The sequence below is a fragment of the Streptomyces sp. G45 genome (genome assembly GCF_049542095.1).
GTDB lineage: Bacteria > Actinomycetota > Actinomycetes > Streptomycetales > Streptomycetaceae > Streptomyces.
Map to the genome: position 1 here is coordinate 970,287 of NZ_JBMUZU010000001.1, position 14,644 is coordinate 984,930.

A 14,644-nucleotide genomic window follows, 5' to 3' on the forward strand; every position below is an offset into this window, starting at 1 on the left:
CGGTCCGGGAGGCCCGCGGCCCGGGAGGCCCGCGGCCCGGCCCGGGGGGGACCGGTGGAGCAGTTCAGGAGGTACGTCGGACGGGGCGTCCTTATCCTCCACATATGCCGTCTTCGCGCACCCGTCTCGTCGTCATGGCGACCGCCCTCGCCCTGGTGGCGGCGCTCGGGATCGTCTGGCTGGTCAGATCCGCCACCACCGACGGTGGGAGCGCCGCCGGGGACGGCGCCACCAGCCCCGCGACCCCGCCGGACGGCACGGCCAGCGGCGCCCCCACGGGCACCACCACGAGCGCCGCCTCCGGCGGGGTGACACCCGACGGCGACCGGACCCGCACCAGCGGCCGACGGTCCATTCGGGTGAACGGCCTGCGGCTCGACGGCAGCGACGACGGCGACGGCTGCATGACCGTCATGAACGACACGGCCACGACCCTCACCGTCGAGGGCATCTCCTTCACCGCGGCCGGGATCCGGGCGAGGCCCGCCGTCCGCTCCGACAACGCCGCGCACTGCGGCGGCGGCCCCCGCTGCGACGGCGCCCGCCTGCCCCCGGACGGCGACTGCCGGGCGGGCGCGGTCCTCGCGCCGAACGCCCCGCCCGGCGAGTACGAGATCACCCCCCTGGCCCAGATCAGCTATGTCTGCGACAACGCCGAGCGGTCGCCGTGCGACAAGGTGCCCGACTGGGGCGGCCCACCGCCGACCCCCAGGGACCCCGTCCTGGTCAGGGGGGTGGACTCCCGCGCTCCCGAGCTGAACGTCACCGTCGAGGAGACGGGCCCGCCGCCTTCCCCGTCCTCCCCGTACTCCCCCGTGTCCCCGCACACCACGGGCACCCCGGAGACCCCGCCCTCCCCCAACCCCCCGCCGCCGCCCGCCGATCCGTCCGCCCCGGCACGGGAATGACGGCCGATGCCCGCCGAGCACGCACCGCCGCCCGACCCGGCGCCGCCCGACCCGGCGCCGCCCGACCCGCCACCGCCCGACCCACCGCCACCCGCGACTCCGGCCCCGGCCCCGGCTCCGGCCCCCGAGGACACCGGCGGCCAGTCGACCGTCTCGGCCCGCGTGCGGCAGCTCGCGGAGGCGATCGGGCCCACGACCCTGGCGACCTCGCTGCTCATCTACTTCGGCTATGTCGCCACCCGTGCGCGCTACGACTACTTCGGCGTGCCCGTGGACATGACCGGGCGGTCCAACCAGAGCCTGATCCTGGACGGCCTGGAGGTCGTCTACGTCCCGGCGGCCCTGATCTTCCTCGGCGTCCTGGCCCTCGCCGGGATCCACGCCTGCGTCCAGTGGGCCCTGTCCCGCGACGCGGCGGGCGGCACCGCGAACGCCGGGGCCTTCCTCGGGCACGCCTTCGTACTCGTCGGCGTCCTGCTGATCGGCCGGGCGGTGATCGGCATCTTCGTCCAGACCTCCGACACCAGCGTGGTCATCGGCGCCACCCCGTTCGCGCTGGCCTTCGGTCCGGCGGCCGTGGCGTACGGCGTCTGGATCCACGGCCGCAGGCGCGGGCGCCCGCTGCTGTCCCGGCGCCTGGCGCGCAACGGCGCGATGTGCGCGCTCGCGCTGACCGTGGCCGGGCTGTTCTGGGCGTCGACGCAGCTGGCGTGGGCCTACGGCACCGGCCGGGGCGAGGAGGACGCGGCGGCCCTCGTGGACCGCCCCGAGGTCGTCGTCGACACCAAGGACCCGCTGGACGGCGTGCCCACCGGTGTCACCGCCGCACGGCTCGGCGCGAGCGGCCGGGACGCGGGCACCTACCGCCACCGCTACCGGGGCTTCCGGCTGCTCCTCGCCTCCGGCGGGCGGCTCTTCCTGGTGACCCCCGACTGGGTGCGCGGCCGGGACCAGACGGTCGTCCTGCCGTACGGCGACGACATCCGCGTCCAGCTGATCCCGCGCCCCTGAGCCATCGGCCAGCCACGCGCAAGGCCCCGGGCGAGCCCGTCGGCGGCGTTCAGACACTGATACGGCACGTCCAGTCCGCGAGACGTCATTGACCGGTCCCGGTCGAGATCGCTACGTTCTGGCGCATGTTGCGCTCAGCTCTGCTCACTTCGCGCGGTCACATCGACCTGCTGCGGGTGGCCTCCTCCGCGTGTCGCCGCGGCTGCTGACGCCCTCTCACCCGCCTTCTGCCGCCTGGCTCCGCTGACCTGGCTACGCTGACCTGGTTCTGCTGACCTGGCTCCGCTGACGAGCGCCCGCTTCCCCGGAGTCTCGCGCCGGGGTTCCGCTCCGGGTCTCGTACCAGGCTCTTCCCCCGTGCGCCACACCTCGCTCCGAGCGGCCCCCTCACGCCGCGCCGAGTGGCGCCCCCTCCCCCTTCCGTCATGGAGCGCCATGAGCATCAGCCATGCCCCGCCGCCTCCCGATACCGGCGCCGAGTCCCCCGACCGGGACCGGGCCGACGCGGACGCCGCCCCGCCCGAACTCGTCGCCCTGGTCCCCGCGTCGGCGCGCCGCGCCCGCGTCCCGCGCTGGCTGCGCCGCACCACCGGGCCGCTCCTGCTCCTCGTACTGTGGCAACTGCTCAGTGCCACCGGGGTGTTGACGAGCGATGTGCTCGCCTCCCCCAGCACCATCGCGGGCGTCACGCGGGACCTGCTCCAGGACGGGTCGCTGACCTCCGCCATGGGTGTCTCGTTGCAGCGCGTCGCGGTCGGGCTGCTGCTCGGGGCGCTCGTGGGCACCGGGCTCGCGCTGCTTTCGGGGCTCTTCCGCGTCGGCGAGGACCTGGTGGACGCGAGCGTGCAGATGCTGCGCACGGTGCCGTTCGTCGGGCTCATCCCGCTGTTCATCATCTGGTTCGGCATCGGCGAGGCGCCGAAGATCGCCATCATCGCGCTCGGCGTCTCGTTCCCGCTGTACCTCAACGTGTACGCGGGCATCCGCGGGGTCGACGCCCAGCTCATCGAGGCCGGGGAGTCCCTGGGCCTTTCGCGCTGGGGCCTGGTGCGGCACGTCGTGCTGCCGGGGGCGCTGCCCGGCGCCATGACGGGCCTGCGCTACTCGCTCGGCGTGGCCTGGCTGGCCCTGGTCTTCGCCGAGCAGGTCAACACCGACGCGGGCATCGGCTTCCTGATGGTCCAGGCACGGGAGTTCCTGCGGACCGACGTGATCGTCGTCTGCCTGATCGTCTACGCCTTCCTCGGCCTCCTCGCCGACTTCGTGGTCCGTACGCTCGAAAGGCTGCTGCTGCAATGGCGACCGACGTTCACCGGCCGGTGACCGACCGGGCGGCGCCGCGCGCGCCGCACCCCCAACGCGAAGCGCGGCAGGCTCCGTTCGCCGTACGGGTCGACGGGCTCAACCGGTCCTTCGACGGCCGCGCCGTCATCGGGGACCTCCATCTGACCATCCAGGCGGGGGAGTTCGTGGCCCTGCTCGGGCGCAGCGGCTGCGGCAAGTCGACGCTCCTGCGGATCCTCGCCGGGCTCGACCGGGACATCGAGGGCACCGTTCTCGTGCCGCGCCGCAAGGCCGTCGCGTTCCAGGCGCCGCGGCTCATGCCCTGGAAGCGAGTGTGGCGCAATGTGCTGCTCGGCCTGCCGGGCCGACCCGAACGGGCCGTCGCCGAGCGGGCGCTGGCGGAGGTGGGGCTCTCCCACCGGGCGCAGGCCTGGCCCAAGACGCTGTCCGGCGGCGAGGCCCAGCGCGCCTCGCTGGCCCGCGCGCTGGTGCGCGAGCCCGATCTGCTGCTCCTGGACGAGCCGTTCGGCGCGCTCGACGCGCTGACCCGGGTCACGGCGCAGCGGCTCGTCGGCGAGCTGTGGCAGCGGCGCGGCTGCGCCGTCCTGCTCGTCACGCACGACGTGGAGGAGGCGGTGCTGCTCGCCGACCGCGTCCTCGTGATGGACGACGGGGTCATCGCCCACGAGCAGCCCGTCGACCTGCCCCGGCCGCGCGACATCGCCGACCCCCGCTTCGCCGCGCTGCGCACCCGGCTCCTGGAGCGCCTGGGAGTCGACGCCACCGCCGCGTAGGCGCGCGACACGGCCCCTGGCCCTTCCGGGCGCCGCCCGGACCTCCCTTCCGTACCGAACGAACGGAACCCTCCCCATGCCACGCCCCCGCCCCCGCCTCGCCCCGCTCCTGCTGCTCCCCCTGGCCCTGACGCTCGCCGCCTGCGCGGGGACGTCGTCCGCGAACTCGACGGGCGGCCTGGGCGGCGACCGCACCGACGGCAAGGGGGACCTGACCCTCAACGTCGGTGACCAGAAGGGCGGTTCGGAGGCCGTCCTGCGGGCCGCCGGGCAGCTCGACGACCTGCCGTACAAGATCAAGTGGTCGACGTTCACGTCCGGGCCGCCGCTGCTGGAGGCCGTGAACGCCAAGGCCGTCGACATCGGCGCGGTGGGCAACACCCCGCCGGTGTTCGCCGCGGGCGCGGGCTCGAAGATCACCATCGTGGCCGCGAGCCACGGCACCGCGCACGGCGAGGCGATCGTCGTGCCGAAGGACTCCGGGCTGCGCCGCACGGCCGACCTCAAGGGCAGGTCCGTCGCCGTGGCGCAGGGGTCGTCGGCGCACTACCAGCTGACCGCGTCCCTGAAGAAGGCCGGGCTGACCCTGAAGGACGTCCACGTCAAGTACCTCCAGCCCGCGGACGCGCTCGCCGCGTTCAGCGGCGGCAAGGTGGACGCCTGGGCGGTGTGGGACCCGTACACCTCGCAGGTGCTGCGCGGCGGCAAGGGGCGGGTCCTCACCGACGGCGAGGGCGTCGTCAACGGGCTGAGCTTCCAGGTCGCGGCGCCCGGCGCGCTGGCGGACAAGAAGAAGGCCGCGGCCGTCGGCGACTACCTCAAGCGGCTGCGCACGGCCCAGGCCTGGGTCTACAAGCACCCCGAGAAGTGGGCGAAGGTCTGGGCGAGGGACACGGGCCTGCCGTACGAGGTGGCGCTCGACTCCGTCAAGCGCACCCACGGCACGCGCGTCCCCGTCGCCGTCGACCGCCACGTCATCGACTCCGAGCAGCGGATCGTCGACACCTTCGCCGCGCTCAAGCTCCTGCCCCGGCGCGTGGACTTCGCCGACTTCACCGACACCCGGTTCAACGGCTCGCTGCCGCCGTCCACCACCGCTCCCCGCACGTACAAGGAGTCCTGACCATGACCGTCCACCTCCACTGGTTCCTGCCCACGGGCGGCGACGGGCGCACCCTCGTCGACCGGCACGCGTACACCGACGGCGGCATCACCCGCTCCCGGGTCACGCCCGTGTCCGGGGTGCGCGCCCCGGACATCGAGTACCTGGCCCAGATCGCCAAGGCCGCCGAGCAGTTGGGCTTCGAGGCGGTGCTCACGCCGACCGGGACGTGGTGCGAGGACGCCTGGCTGACCACCGTGGCGCTCGCCCAGCACACCGAGCGCCTGAAGTTCCTGGTGGCGTTCCGGCCCGGGGTGCTGTCGCCGGTGCTGGCCGCGCAGATGGCGGCCACCTACCAGCGCATCACGCGCGGCAGGCTGCTGCTGAACGTGGTGACCGGCGGTGACTCCACCGAGCAGCGGCGCTTCGGCGACCACCTGGACCACGACCGCCGCTACGCGCGCACCGACGAGTTCCTGTCGGTGGTGCGGGGCGTGTGGCGGGGCGAGCCGTACGACTTCGACGGCGAGCACTTCCAGGTCGAGGGCGGGCTGACCGCGCTGCCGCCCGATCCGCTGCCGGAGGTCTTCTTCGGCGGCTCGTCGGCGGCGGCCGGGCCGGTGGCGGCGCGCCACGCCGATGTGTACCTGACGTGGGGCGAGCCGCCCGAGCAGGTGAAGCAGAAGATCGACTGGATCCGCTCGCTGGCCGAGGCCGAGGGGCGGACCGTGCGCTTCGGCATCCGTCTGCACACCATTTCCCGGGACTCGTCCGCGGAGGCCTGGGCGACGGCCCGGCGGCTGCTCGACGACCTCGACGCGGACACCGTGGCCGCCGCGCAGGAGGCGCTGGGCCGCAGCGAGTCCGTGGGCCAGCAGCGCATGCTGGCGCTGCACGGCGGCTCCCGCGACGACCTGGTGATCGCGCCGAACCTGTGGGCGGGCGTCGGGCTCGTCCGCGGCGGCGCGGGCACGGCCCTGGTGGGCAGCCACGCGGAGGTCGCCGACCGCATCGAGGAGTACCACGCGCTCGGCGTCGAGCACTTCATCCTCTCCGGCTACCCGCACCTGGAGGAGGCGTACTGGTTCGGCGAGGGCGTCCTGCCCGACCTGGCCGTGCGCGGCCTGCTGCCCCGCGTGCCCGCCTCGCCGCTCGCGGGCGTCCCGGCCGCCAACGGCCGCCCGGCGTCGGCACCGGGCGGGGCGCCGCTGCTGGTGTCCGGGGGGCGCTGAGCCCTGCGGAACCCTGGTGCCGGGCGCCGGGAAGATCCGGACCCCGACCGTAGTTAGTAGAAACGTGAACGACATCGGGGTACGAGACGCGGGCGTGACGGACGTCGACGTGGTGGTCGTGGGCGCGGGGCAGGCGGGCCTGTCCAGCGCCTACCACCTGCGGCGCAGGGGGTTGGAGCCGGGCCGGGACTTCGTCGTCCTCGACCACGCGCCGCGTCCGGGCGGCGCCTGGCAGTTCCGCTGGCCGTCGCTCACGTACGGCAAGGTGCACGGGATGCACGCGCTGCCCGGCATGGAGCTGACGGGCGCCGACCCCGACCGGCCGTCGTCCGAGGTGATCGGGGAGTACTTCGCGCGCTACGAGGACCGTTTCGACCTGCGGGTGCGGCGGCCGGTCGACGTGCGCCGCGTCAGCGACGGCGACGGCGGGCGGCTGCTCGTCGAGACCTCCGCGGGAACCTGGTCCGCGCGGGCCCTGATCAACGCGACCGGCACCTGGGACCGGCCGTTCTGGCCGCGCTACCCGGGGCAGGAGACGTTCCGCGGGCGCCAGCTGCACACGGCGGTCTACCCCGGCCCCGAGGCCTTCCGCGGGCAGCGGGTGGTCGTGGTGGGCGGCGGCGCGTCCGGCACCCAGCACCTGATGGAGATCGCCCCGTACGCCGCCGAGACCTGGTGGGTCACGCGGCGGCCGCCCGTGTTCGCCGACGGGCCCTTCGACGAGGGGCGCGGGCGCGCGGCCGTCGCCATGGTCGAGGAGCGGGTCCGGCAGGGGCTGCCGCCGCTGAGCGTGGTGTCGGTGACCGGGCTCGCCGTCACCGACGCGGTGCGCGAGGCGCGCGCCAGCGGGGTCCTCGACCGGCTTCCCATGTTCGACCGGATCACCCCGACCGGCGTGGAGTGGGACGACGGGCGCCGCGTCGAGGCCGATGTGATCCTGTGGGCCACCGGCTTCCGCGCCGCCATCGACCACCTGGCGCCGCTGCGCCTTCGGGAGCCCGGCGGCGGCATCCGCATGGACGGCACCCGCGCCGTGGCCGACCCCCGGGTGCACCTGGTCGGCTACGGGCCTTCGGCCAGCACGATCGGCGCCAACCGCGCGGGGCGGGCGGCGGTGTCCGACATCGTGCGGCTGCTGAGCGGGGCGGCGGTGCCCGCCTGAGGCACGGGCCGCGCGCCGCGGGTGCGTCAGACCCGGGACGGCGCTGACTCCCGCGGCGGGCGGGGCCCCCGCACCGGCGGGCGCAGGGCGGAGCGGAGGTCGTGGGCGACCTCGAAGGCGTCCGTCATCCCCGCGAGGCGCAGCACCTTGCGCACGAAGGGGTCGTCGAGGACGAGCGTCAGGCGCAGGCCCTTGCGGCGCGTGGCGTTGCGGGCCTGGCACAGCAGCGAGAGGCCGCCGCAGTCCAGGAACGTCACGTCGCGCAGGTCCAGGACGACGTCCGCGCGACAGCCGAGGGTCAGCTCGGCGAGGCGGCCGGTCAGCCGCTCGGTGGCGTAGATGTCCAGCTCTCCCCACAGGGCGATCACCAGCGGCTCCTGGCGGGCGCGGCGGGGCCGCGCGCGGAGACCGAAGGGAAGGCTGTCGTCGAGCATTCGTTCCCCCTCATGGCGCACTGGGCGCCGGATCCGGGGTGTGACCGGCTACAGGCGCTCCCGGCGGAGCCGGACCGACCGGACAGCAGCGAAGACCGGCCACATCGATTGCGAGCCGTGCGATGACCTTGCGCCACCGGCGGCACGAGCGGCGCGGTGGTGCCTATGGCATACCCGACAGCGGCCGGATAATGCAACTCCCCTGCATTAAACCGTGGTTGGCCCTTCCGGCGCACCCCTCCGGCATGGCCGATTCCCACCGCCGTCCGGAGAGCCCCGAAGCCGCCCTCCGCGGCGGCTGCGGGTGCCCCGGTCGGGCAGGCGTCCGCACGCGCGGCGTCCGCGGTGGCACGCGGGGCGCCGGGCAGGGCGAGGCCGTACGCGGGAATGGCCGGATCCCCCGGACCATCGACGGCGAGGCCGCCCCTGGGGAGGGGCGGCCGGGGCGGGAGGCGGAGGAGGTACGGGCGCCGGTGTGACGCTCCTGACCGGGCGCCGCCTAATCGCCCGAAAGCTGCGCCTGCGGAGCCGAGGGGGCGCTCACGGCGTCCGTGTCCTGTGCGGCCTCTGTGGTCCGCGCGGCCCCTGTGGTCTGCCCGGCCTCCCTGGCCGGTGCGGCCTCCGTGGTCCGCGCGGCCTTCGTGGCCAGCCGGTGGGCCAGTTCCGACAGGGCCAGGGCGAGCACCGCGAGGGCCGCGGCGGCGAAGCCGAGGCTGCCGCGGCCCCCGACGGACAGGCTGAGGCCGCCGACGGCGCCCGCGAGGGCGATCGCCAGGTACAGGATCGACGCGTGCAGGGACACGAGGACGGCCGCGAGCCCCGGGTTGAGGCCGATCAGCCGGTGCTGTTGCGGGGCGCTCATGCTGAAGCCCGCGACGGCGAGGACGCCGACGAACCCGATCGAGGCCGCGAACGAGTCGGTGACCAGCGGCAGGGCCAACATGCAGACGCCGACCCAGATCAGGCAGCTCGCCGTCACCGCGCGGCCGCCGATCCGGTCGGTCAGGACCCCGGCCAGGTAGCTGCCGAGGATCGCCACCACGCCGAAGGTGAACATCAGGACGGCGACCCGCCCGCCGTCGTCGTCGGTCGCGGGCGCGAAGATCTCGGCCAGGTAGGTGTAGAGCACGTACACGGAGGTGAACGCGACCATGGTGGTGGCCAGCGTGGTCAGCACCCGGGAGTCGGCCAGCGGTGCGAGGCGGCGGCGCAGGGTCTCCGGCGGCGGCGCGGCGATGTCCTTCGGTACGAGGGCGACCAGGCCCGCGATCCCGACGACGGCGAGCGCCGCCACGAACCACATCGTGGCCCGCCAGCCGAACTGGCTGCCGAACGCGGTGCCGATCGGCGCGCCGAAGGCCGTGGCGGCGGTGAACCCGGTCAGCACGGTGGCGATGGCGCGGCCCCGGCGCTCCGGCGGCACCAGGGCGGCGCCGGTCGCGGCGGCCACGGGCACGAACAGGCCGGTGCCGGTCGCCGCCACGGCCTGCGCCACCAGCAGCAGCCCGAACGACGGCGCCACGGCGGCGCCCACCGTGCCCACCAGGTAGATCAGGGCGGCGCCCACCAGGGCCCGGCGGCGCGGCCACGCGGCGGTGACCGTCGCGAGGACCGGCCCGAACACCGCGCACGCGAGGGCGTACACGGTCACCACCTGGCCCGCCGTCGCCGTCGACACGTCGAGCGACGACTTCAGGTGGGGCAGCATTCCGGCGAGCACGAACTCGTTGGTGGCGACGGCGAACACGCCGAAGCCCAGCAGCGGGACGCTCCACCAGGAGGTGCGCATCTGCATTCTCTTCCCCTTGTTGCACGTTCTGTCGTAGTGGTGGCGCACGTTCTCGTCTCGTGCGTTCCTGTATCGCGGGTTCTTGTTCTGTGAGTGCTTGTTCTGTGCGTTCTGCGCGTTCTTGGCTCGCGCGTTCTTCTGGGAAATTCCGAGAAGTCCGGTGGGGTCTTCCGCAGCCCCTTTCAGGGCAGCGCCGGGCACGCGTGCGGGCCCGCCGCGGGAAGGGGTGAGGGAGGGGGTGAGGGATAGGATCGCCCGTATGGAGATCAGACAGCTGGAGTATTTTGTGGCCGTCGTGGAGGAGCGCAGCTTCACCAAGGCGGCGGCCCGGCTGCACGTCGCCCAGCCGGGCGTCAGCACGCAGATACGCCAGCTCGAACGGGAGCTGAAGCAGCGCCTCCTGGACAGGTCCGGGCGGACGGTGCGGCTCACGGAGGTCGGCGCCGCCGTCCTGCCGCACGCGCGCGCCGCCCTCGACGCGGTCGACGGCCTGCGGCAGGCCGTGGACGAGCACACCGGGCTGCTGCGCGGGCGGGTCTCGGTCGGCATGGTGACGTCGTCCGCCACCTCCTACGGCCTGCCGCGGCTGCTCGCCGACTTCCACCGCGCGCACCCGGCGATCGAGATCACGCTGTCCGAGGCGACCTCCGACCAGCTGCTCGGCGCGCTGCGGGCCGGGCAGTTCGACGCGGTGGCGATCTCACCGGCCGGGCCGCTGCCTCAGGACGTCGCCACGCTCGTCGTCGCCGACGAGCCGCTGGTCGCCGCCGTCCACCGCGACCACCCCCTCGCGGGGAGGGCGAGCGTGCGCCTGGTGGAGCTGCGCGACGAGCCGATCATCACCTTCCACGGCAGCGTGGGTGCCCGCACCACGGTCGAGGAGGCGTGCGCCGACGCCGGGTTCGCGCCGCACGTCGCCTTCGAGGCCAGCGACCCGAACGTGCTCGCCGAGCTGGCCGCGAGCGGCCTCGGCGTCGCCGTGCTGCCCGCGCCGTTCGCCGCGGAGCACTCCCCGGACCTGCGGACGCTCCCCCTCACGGATCCGCCGATGCGCGGCCGCATCACCTTCGCCTGGCGGGCGAAGGGCCCGACGAGCCCCGCGGGACGGGCGCTCGTCGAGCACCTCCGCGACGCCATGCGAAGCTGACGGGAACGCCCCGCACGCGCTCCGCCGCATTCCCGCACGCATACCGCGCAGGTCACGCATGTCGCGCGTTGCGCATCCTTCGCTTGCGGAAAATCCGGCTGCCCTTTTCGGAAGCGCGGTAATTTACTCTCGTACCGGGCTTCCAGAAAGATTTCCGGGGGCATCGAAAGCAACTCCCCTACGGCGTCTGATGGGACGGAAAGGTATGCCGTAAGGATCTCCTGGAAGGGCCCGGAAACTCCAATACCGGTGTCGTATCGCAGCCATACCGTCCCGGCATGCGACGGGCGCGCGGCTACCGCGCGGCGCGCCCCGAGCCGTCCCGGGCGGCGTCCGGCTCCGCGTCCCGGTCCGCCGCCCCGCCCACCGCCGGGGCGAGGCCGAGGACGACGCCGCAGCCGACGAGCAGCGCGCCGACCAGGTCGGCCGCGTTCGGGGAGCCGGTGCCGAGCAGCCAGGCCGCGAGGACCGCGCTGGCCGGGGCCAGGCCCGCGCACAGCCCGGCCCGGTCCGCGCCCAGCGCGGACACGGCGGCGTACCACATCACGAAGGCGAGCGCGGTGACCACGACCGCCAGGTAGGCGAAGGAGACCGCCTCCTTCGCGGTGGGCGCGGGCAGCGCGCCCCTCCCGTCGGCGAGCGCGGCGGCGACCAGCAGCAGCGGCACCGACAGCGCCGCGGCGTACGCCGACACCCGCAGCGGCCCGAGCCTCGGCAGCACGGGCACGGCGAGCAGCGAGAACGCGACCTCCCCGGCGAGCGCGCCCACCGCCCACAGCAGGCTGACCAGGTTGCCGCCGCCGAAGCCCTGGGTGAGGGCGACGCCCCCGCTGACGACGACGGCCGCGGCCACCAGGCGCACGCTCGGCGGTCGGTGGCGCAGCAGCGGGTCCAGGACGGCGAGGACGATGGGGACGCCGCCGATGATCGCGCCGACGCTGGCCGGGTCGCCGTGCCGCACCGCCTCCACGTAGCAGACGTTGAACCCGGCGAGGCCCGTGCCCGCGAGCAGGGTGAGGCGGCCCAGCTCGCGGCCGGTCAGGCGCAGGTGCCGCACCCGTCTGAGCCACAGGATCACCAGCAGCACCAGCGTGGCCCCGGCGTAGCGCAGCGCCTGGCCGCCGAACGTCGGGTAGTCGGCGATCCCGGCGAGGACGGCGGCGGAGCTGCCCACCACCGTCATGGCCGCGACACCGTACAGGACGCCCGCGTTCGGCCGCGTGCCCGTCAAGCCGCTCATGCCGTTCTCCGCTCCCCCGCCGGAACCATGACCCACCGTCCTACTGTGGCGCCTCGGCGAACCGGATGTGGTCCCCCACGCGCAGGTCGATGTCGGCGGCGCCGAGCACGCGGTCGGTGGCGATGAGGATGTTGTAGTGGTTGGGGGCGTGGCACTCGTCGAAGCCGCTGACCGTGCCGAGGCGCCGGTCGCCCGCGTAGACCTCGTCGCCGCGCTGGAGCACCGTCGCGGCGGAGAACTCCGCGAAGCCGAGGAACCCCACCCGGTTGACCTCGTCGCCGGGGTCGCGGGGGCGGTCCACGGTGGTGACCAGCTCGTGCACCTCCCCGGCCGCGACACAGCGCGACGCCCACGGCGACAGGCGCATCCCCCGGTCGTCCCGGGTGTGGAACAGCAGCTTCACCACACGGGCGGACACCGGTTCCTTCGCCGCCATGCGCAGCCTCGGCTCCTTCGCCCGCCCGACCCGGTACGCCTCCTCGACGAGCCGTACGAGGCCGGGGCCCGGGTCGCGCCAGTCGGGCCCGGCGGCCACGGCCTGCCGGAACTCGGCGAGTATGCCGACGTATTCATGGTCCAGGGAGGACTTGAAGCCGTCGTACCCGGCGAGGAGGTCCGCGGCGAGGGTGCGGCCGTCGCGCAGCTCCACCACGACGTCCTTGACCTCGCCCGTCTCCAGGGCCCAGTCCAGCTCGACGTCGACCGGGATGCCGTCGGCGTCCAGGGACAGCGTGGCGTAGAACTCGGCGCCGCCGCGCACGTCCCCCAGGGTGGCGTCCCGCAGGGTGAGGGGGCCGACGAGGTGCCGCACGGCGTCCAGGGCGTTGGGCCCGTTGTCGATGAGGCAGCCGCCGCCGCACCGCTCCGGGTCGAGGTACCACTGCTCGCCGCCGGTGTGCTCGGCGATGTTCTCGTGGTAGCGGGCGGTGACGCGGACGATGTCCCGGCGGTCGCGCGGAAGGTGTCCGGTCAGGGCGCGCAGGTTGGTGTTGTAGCGGCGGTGGAACGCGGTGAACAGGGTGGTGCCGGTGGTGCGGGCGGTCGCCTCCATCACCTCGGCCTCCGCCGCCGCCACGGTCAGCGGCTTCTCGCAGCACACGGGCACGCCCCGCGCCAGGGCGGCGAGCACGGCGGGGGTGTGCACGTCGTTCGGCAGGGTGACGACGACGGCGTCCGCCTTGCCCGCGTCCAGCAGCTCCGTGAAGTCGGTGAAGCAAGCGGTGCCCCGCTCGGCGAAGGGGGCCAGCTTGCGCGGGTCCAGGTCGCACACGCCGGTCAGCTCCAGCTCCGGATCGGCCTCGATCGCCCGCAGGAAGTACGGGGAGATCGCGCCCAGGCCGAGTACGCCCAGCCTCATCGGCGCACCGTCCCGTCCGCCGCCCCGGCCGCCGTCCCGTCCACAGCCTCGCGTTCTTCCCCGCCGTCTGCCCCGCCTTCGGCCGGGCACAGCTCCCCCGGCACCGGCACGCCCAGTTCACGCGCGAGGGACGCGACCGCCTCGGCCACGTCCGGGGACAGCGGGATCCCCTTGCGCTCGGCCGCGGCGGCACGGGCGGCCTCCGGGGCGCCGGGGTAGGTCACGTCCCGCGCGTACGCGGCGGGCGGGCAGGCGGAGACGGTGCCGAGCAGTTCGCCGGTCTCCCCCAGGATCGTGTCGGGGTCGCCGAAGGCGGCCGGGGACAGCGCGATGACCAGGTGGCCGACGTCGCGGTCCGCGGCCGGTTCCGTCTCGGTGAGCGCCGCCCTGCGCGGGCCGAAGGCGGCCCCGGCGAACGGCCCGCACAACAGGTCCACCAGGAGCCCGAGGCCGTACCCCTTGGCGCCGCCGGTGGCGAGCCGTCCGCCCAGCCACGGCACGTCGGCCTCCGCGCGGAAGTACGCCGCCGGGTCGGTCACGTCGGAGCCGTCCGGGCCGATCAGCCACCCCTCGGGCACGTCCTCACCGGCCTGGAGGGCGGCCTTGACCCGTCCGGTCGCCACGACGGTGGTGCTCATGTCGAGCACGAACGGCGGCCGGTCGTCGGCGGGCACCGACGCCGACAGCGGATTGGTGCCCAGCAGCCGCCGCGCCCCGCCGAGCGGCGGGATCACGCCCTGCGCGCCGCAGTTGGTCATGGCGATCCCGGCGAGGCCGCCGTGGGCGAGCCGGTGCGTGTAGAACCCGGCGGCGCCGAAGTGCGAGCTGCGGCGCACCGCCACCACGCCCACGCCGAGGCGCCGCGCGGTGTCCGCGGCCAGGTCGGTGGCCCGCGTCATCACGACCACGCCGAGCCCGTCGGCGCCGTCGAGGACGCTCACCGCGCCGTTCCGGGCGATCAGGCGTGGTCGCGCGGCCGGGTCGACGCGGCCGCCGCGCAGCCACGGCACGTACATGTTCACCAGGGCCTTCAGCCCGTGCGTGGGATAGCCGTGCCGGTCGGCGTAGCCCACCACGTCGGCGGCGGCGTCGGCGTCCGCGCCGGGCAGACCCGCCGCGGTCAGCAGGTCGCGCGCCAGGTCGTGGTGCTGGCGCACTTCCAGGTAGGTCTCCATGTCCTGTTT

14 protein-coding genes are annotated in these 14,644 nt (G+C 74.7%); 9 read left to right on the forward strand and 5 right to left on the reverse strand.

The window, feature by feature from the left end:
- The first annotated feature begins 104 nt into the window (after positions 1 to 104).
- The 8 genes from ACOBQU_RS04050 to ACOBQU_RS04085 all read left to right on the forward strand — a co-directional run bounded on the left by ACOBQU_RS04050 (position 105) and on the right by ACOBQU_RS04085 (position 7,493).
- Positions 105 to 908 carry a hypothetical protein gene (locus ACOBQU_RS04050; protein ID WP_423624522.1) on the forward strand — a complete coding sequence of 268 codons (804 nt, stop codon included), beginning with the start codon at positions 105 to 107 and terminating at the stop codon, positions 906 to 908.
- A gap of 6 nt (positions 909 to 914) precedes the next feature.
- A complete protein-coding gene (locus tag ACOBQU_RS04055; protein WP_423624523.1) occupies positions 915 to 1,919 on the forward strand; it encodes a hypothetical protein in 1,005 nt (334 codons plus the stop codon).
- A 125-nt stretch (positions 1,920 to 2,044) separates the two neighbouring features.
- Positions 2,045 to 2,128: a putative leader peptide gene (locus ACOBQU_RS04060; RefSeq protein ID WP_350892797.1), complete on the forward strand. Its 84-nt coding sequence runs from the start codon at positions 2,045 to 2,047 to the stop codon at positions 2,126 to 2,128.
- A gap of 226 nt (positions 2,129 to 2,354) precedes the next feature.
- Positions 2,355 to 3,242, forward strand: coding sequence for an ABC transporter permease (locus ACOBQU_RS04065; protein WP_423624524.1), 888 nt, complete (start codon positions 2,355 to 2,357; stop codon positions 3,240 to 3,242).
- On the forward strand, positions 3,215 to 3,997 hold the full coding sequence (locus tag ACOBQU_RS04070; RefSeq protein WP_423624525.1) for an ABC transporter ATP-binding protein: 783 nt from the start codon (positions 3,215 to 3,217) through the stop codon (positions 3,995 to 3,997). Before ACOBQU_RS04065 ends, ACOBQU_RS04070 begins: the two co-directional genes overlap by 28 nt.
- Positions 3,998 to 4,073: 76 nt before the next feature.
- A complete protein-coding gene (locus ACOBQU_RS04075; protein WP_423624526.1) occupies positions 4,074 to 5,120 on the forward strand; it encodes an ABC transporter substrate-binding protein in 1,047 nt (348 codons plus the stop codon).
- A gap of 2 nt (positions 5,121 to 5,122) precedes the next feature.
- Positions 5,123 to 6,331, forward strand: a complete 1,209-nt coding sequence (locus tag ACOBQU_RS04080) for an LLM class flavin-dependent oxidoreductase (RefSeq protein ID WP_423624527.1) — start codon at positions 5,123 to 5,125, stop codon at positions 6,329 to 6,331.
- Positions 6,332 to 6,395: 64 nt separating this feature from the next.
- Positions 6,396 to 7,493: an FAD-dependent oxidoreductase gene (locus tag ACOBQU_RS04085; protein ID WP_423624528.1), complete on the forward strand. Its 1,098-nt coding sequence runs from the start codon at positions 6,396 to 6,398 to the stop codon at positions 7,491 to 7,493.
- A 26-nt stretch (positions 7,494 to 7,519) separates the two neighbouring features.
- On the opposite strand, the gene ACOBQU_RS04090 is transcribed toward ACOBQU_RS04085, so the two are convergent.
- Together ACOBQU_RS04090 and ACOBQU_RS04095 are read right to left on the reverse strand one after the other, a co-directional pair.
- Positions 7,520 to 7,927 (reverse strand): STAS domain-containing protein, encoded by a 408-nt coding sequence (locus ACOBQU_RS04090; RefSeq protein WP_423624529.1) that lies wholly within the window; start codon positions 7,925 to 7,927, stop codon positions 7,520 to 7,522.
- A gap of 499 nt (positions 7,928 to 8,426) precedes the next feature.
- The gene (locus ACOBQU_RS04095) at positions 8,427 to 9,722 is read right to left on the reverse strand and encodes an MFS transporter (RefSeq protein WP_423624530.1); all 1,296 of its coding nucleotides are present in this window, start codon (positions 9,720 to 9,722) and stop codon (positions 8,427 to 8,429) included.
- A gap of 253 nt (positions 9,723 to 9,975) precedes the next feature.
- Between ACOBQU_RS04095 and ACOBQU_RS04100 the strand changes: the two genes are divergently transcribed.
- Positions 9,976 to 10,863, forward strand: a complete 888-nt coding sequence (locus ACOBQU_RS04100; protein WP_423624531.1) for a LysR family transcriptional regulator — start codon at positions 9,976 to 9,978, stop codon at positions 10,861 to 10,863.
- 295 nt (positions 10,864 to 11,158) lie between these two features.
- Here the strand turns inward: ACOBQU_RS04100 and ACOBQU_RS04105 are convergent, their stop codons facing one another.
- Genes ACOBQU_RS04105 through ACOBQU_RS04115 form a run of 3 tightly spaced genes read right to left on the reverse strand, consistent with a single transcriptional unit; the run spans position 11,159 to position 14,635 of the window.
- The gene (locus ACOBQU_RS04105) at positions 11,159 to 12,103 is read right to left on the reverse strand and encodes a DMT family transporter (RefSeq protein WP_423624532.1); all 945 of its coding nucleotides are present in this window, start codon (positions 12,101 to 12,103) and stop codon (positions 11,159 to 11,161) included.
- A gap of 40 nt (positions 12,104 to 12,143) precedes the next feature.
- Positions 12,144 to 13,460: a Gfo/Idh/MocA family protein gene (locus tag ACOBQU_RS04110; protein WP_423624533.1), complete on the reverse strand. Its 1,317-nt coding sequence runs from the start codon at positions 13,458 to 13,460 to the stop codon at positions 12,144 to 12,146.
- Entirely contained in the window at positions 13,457 to 14,635 is a 1,179-nt protein-coding gene (locus ACOBQU_RS04115; RefSeq protein WP_423624534.1) for an Ldh family oxidoreductase, read from the reverse strand. The genes ACOBQU_RS04110 and ACOBQU_RS04115 overlap by 4 nt, the downstream gene beginning before the upstream one ends.
- Positions 14,636 to 14,644 lie beyond the last annotated feature (9 nt).

Bases quoted from the DNA above. Each gene is read 5' to 3' on its own strand.
- ACOBQU_RS04075 (WP_423624526.1), top strand. From the start codon at position 4,074: ATGCCACGCCCCCGCCCCCGCCTCGCCCCGCTCCTGCTGCTCCCCCTG.
- ACOBQU_RS04105 (WP_423624532.1), bottom strand. From the start codon at position 12,103: ATGAGCGGCTTGACGGGCACGCGGCCGAACGCGGGCGTCCTGTACGGT.
- ACOBQU_RS04060 (WP_350892797.1), top strand. From the start codon at position 2,045: ATGTTGCGCTCAGCTCTGCTCACTTCGCGCGGTCACATCGACCTGCTG.
- ACOBQU_RS04070 (WP_423624525.1), top strand. From the start codon at position 3,215: ATGGCGACCGACGTTCACCGGCCGGTGACCGACCGGGCGGCGCCGCGC.
- ACOBQU_RS04065 (WP_423624524.1), top strand. From the start codon at position 2,355: ATGAGCATCAGCCATGCCCCGCCGCCTCCCGATACCGGCGCCGAGTCC.
- ACOBQU_RS04055 (WP_423624523.1), top strand. From the start codon at position 915: ATGCCCGCCGAGCACGCACCGCCGCCCGACCCGGCGCCGCCCGACCCG.
- ACOBQU_RS04080 (WP_423624527.1), top strand. From the start codon at position 5,123: ATGACCGTCCACCTCCACTGGTTCCTGCCCACGGGCGGCGACGGGCGC.
- ACOBQU_RS04100 (WP_423624531.1), top strand. From the start codon at position 9,976: ATGGAGATCAGACAGCTGGAGTATTTTGTGGCCGTCGTGGAGGAGCGC.
- ACOBQU_RS04110 (WP_423624533.1), bottom strand. From the start codon at position 13,460: ATGAGGCTGGGCGTACTCGGCCTGGGCGCGATCTCCCCGTACTTCCTG.
- ACOBQU_RS04115 (WP_423624534.1), bottom strand. From the start codon at position 14,635: ATGGAGACCTACCTGGAAGTGCGCCAGCACCACGACCTGGCGCGCGAC.
- ACOBQU_RS04095 (WP_423624530.1), bottom strand. From the start codon at position 9,722: ATGCAGATGCGCACCTCCTGGTGGAGCGTCCCGCTGCTGGGCTTCGGC.
- ACOBQU_RS04050 (WP_423624522.1), top strand. From the start codon at position 105: ATGCCGTCTTCGCGCACCCGTCTCGTCGTCATGGCGACCGCCCTCGCC.
- ACOBQU_RS04090 (WP_423624529.1), bottom strand. From the start codon at position 7,927: ATGCTCGACGACAGCCTTCCCTTCGGTCTCCGCGCGCGGCCCCGCCGC.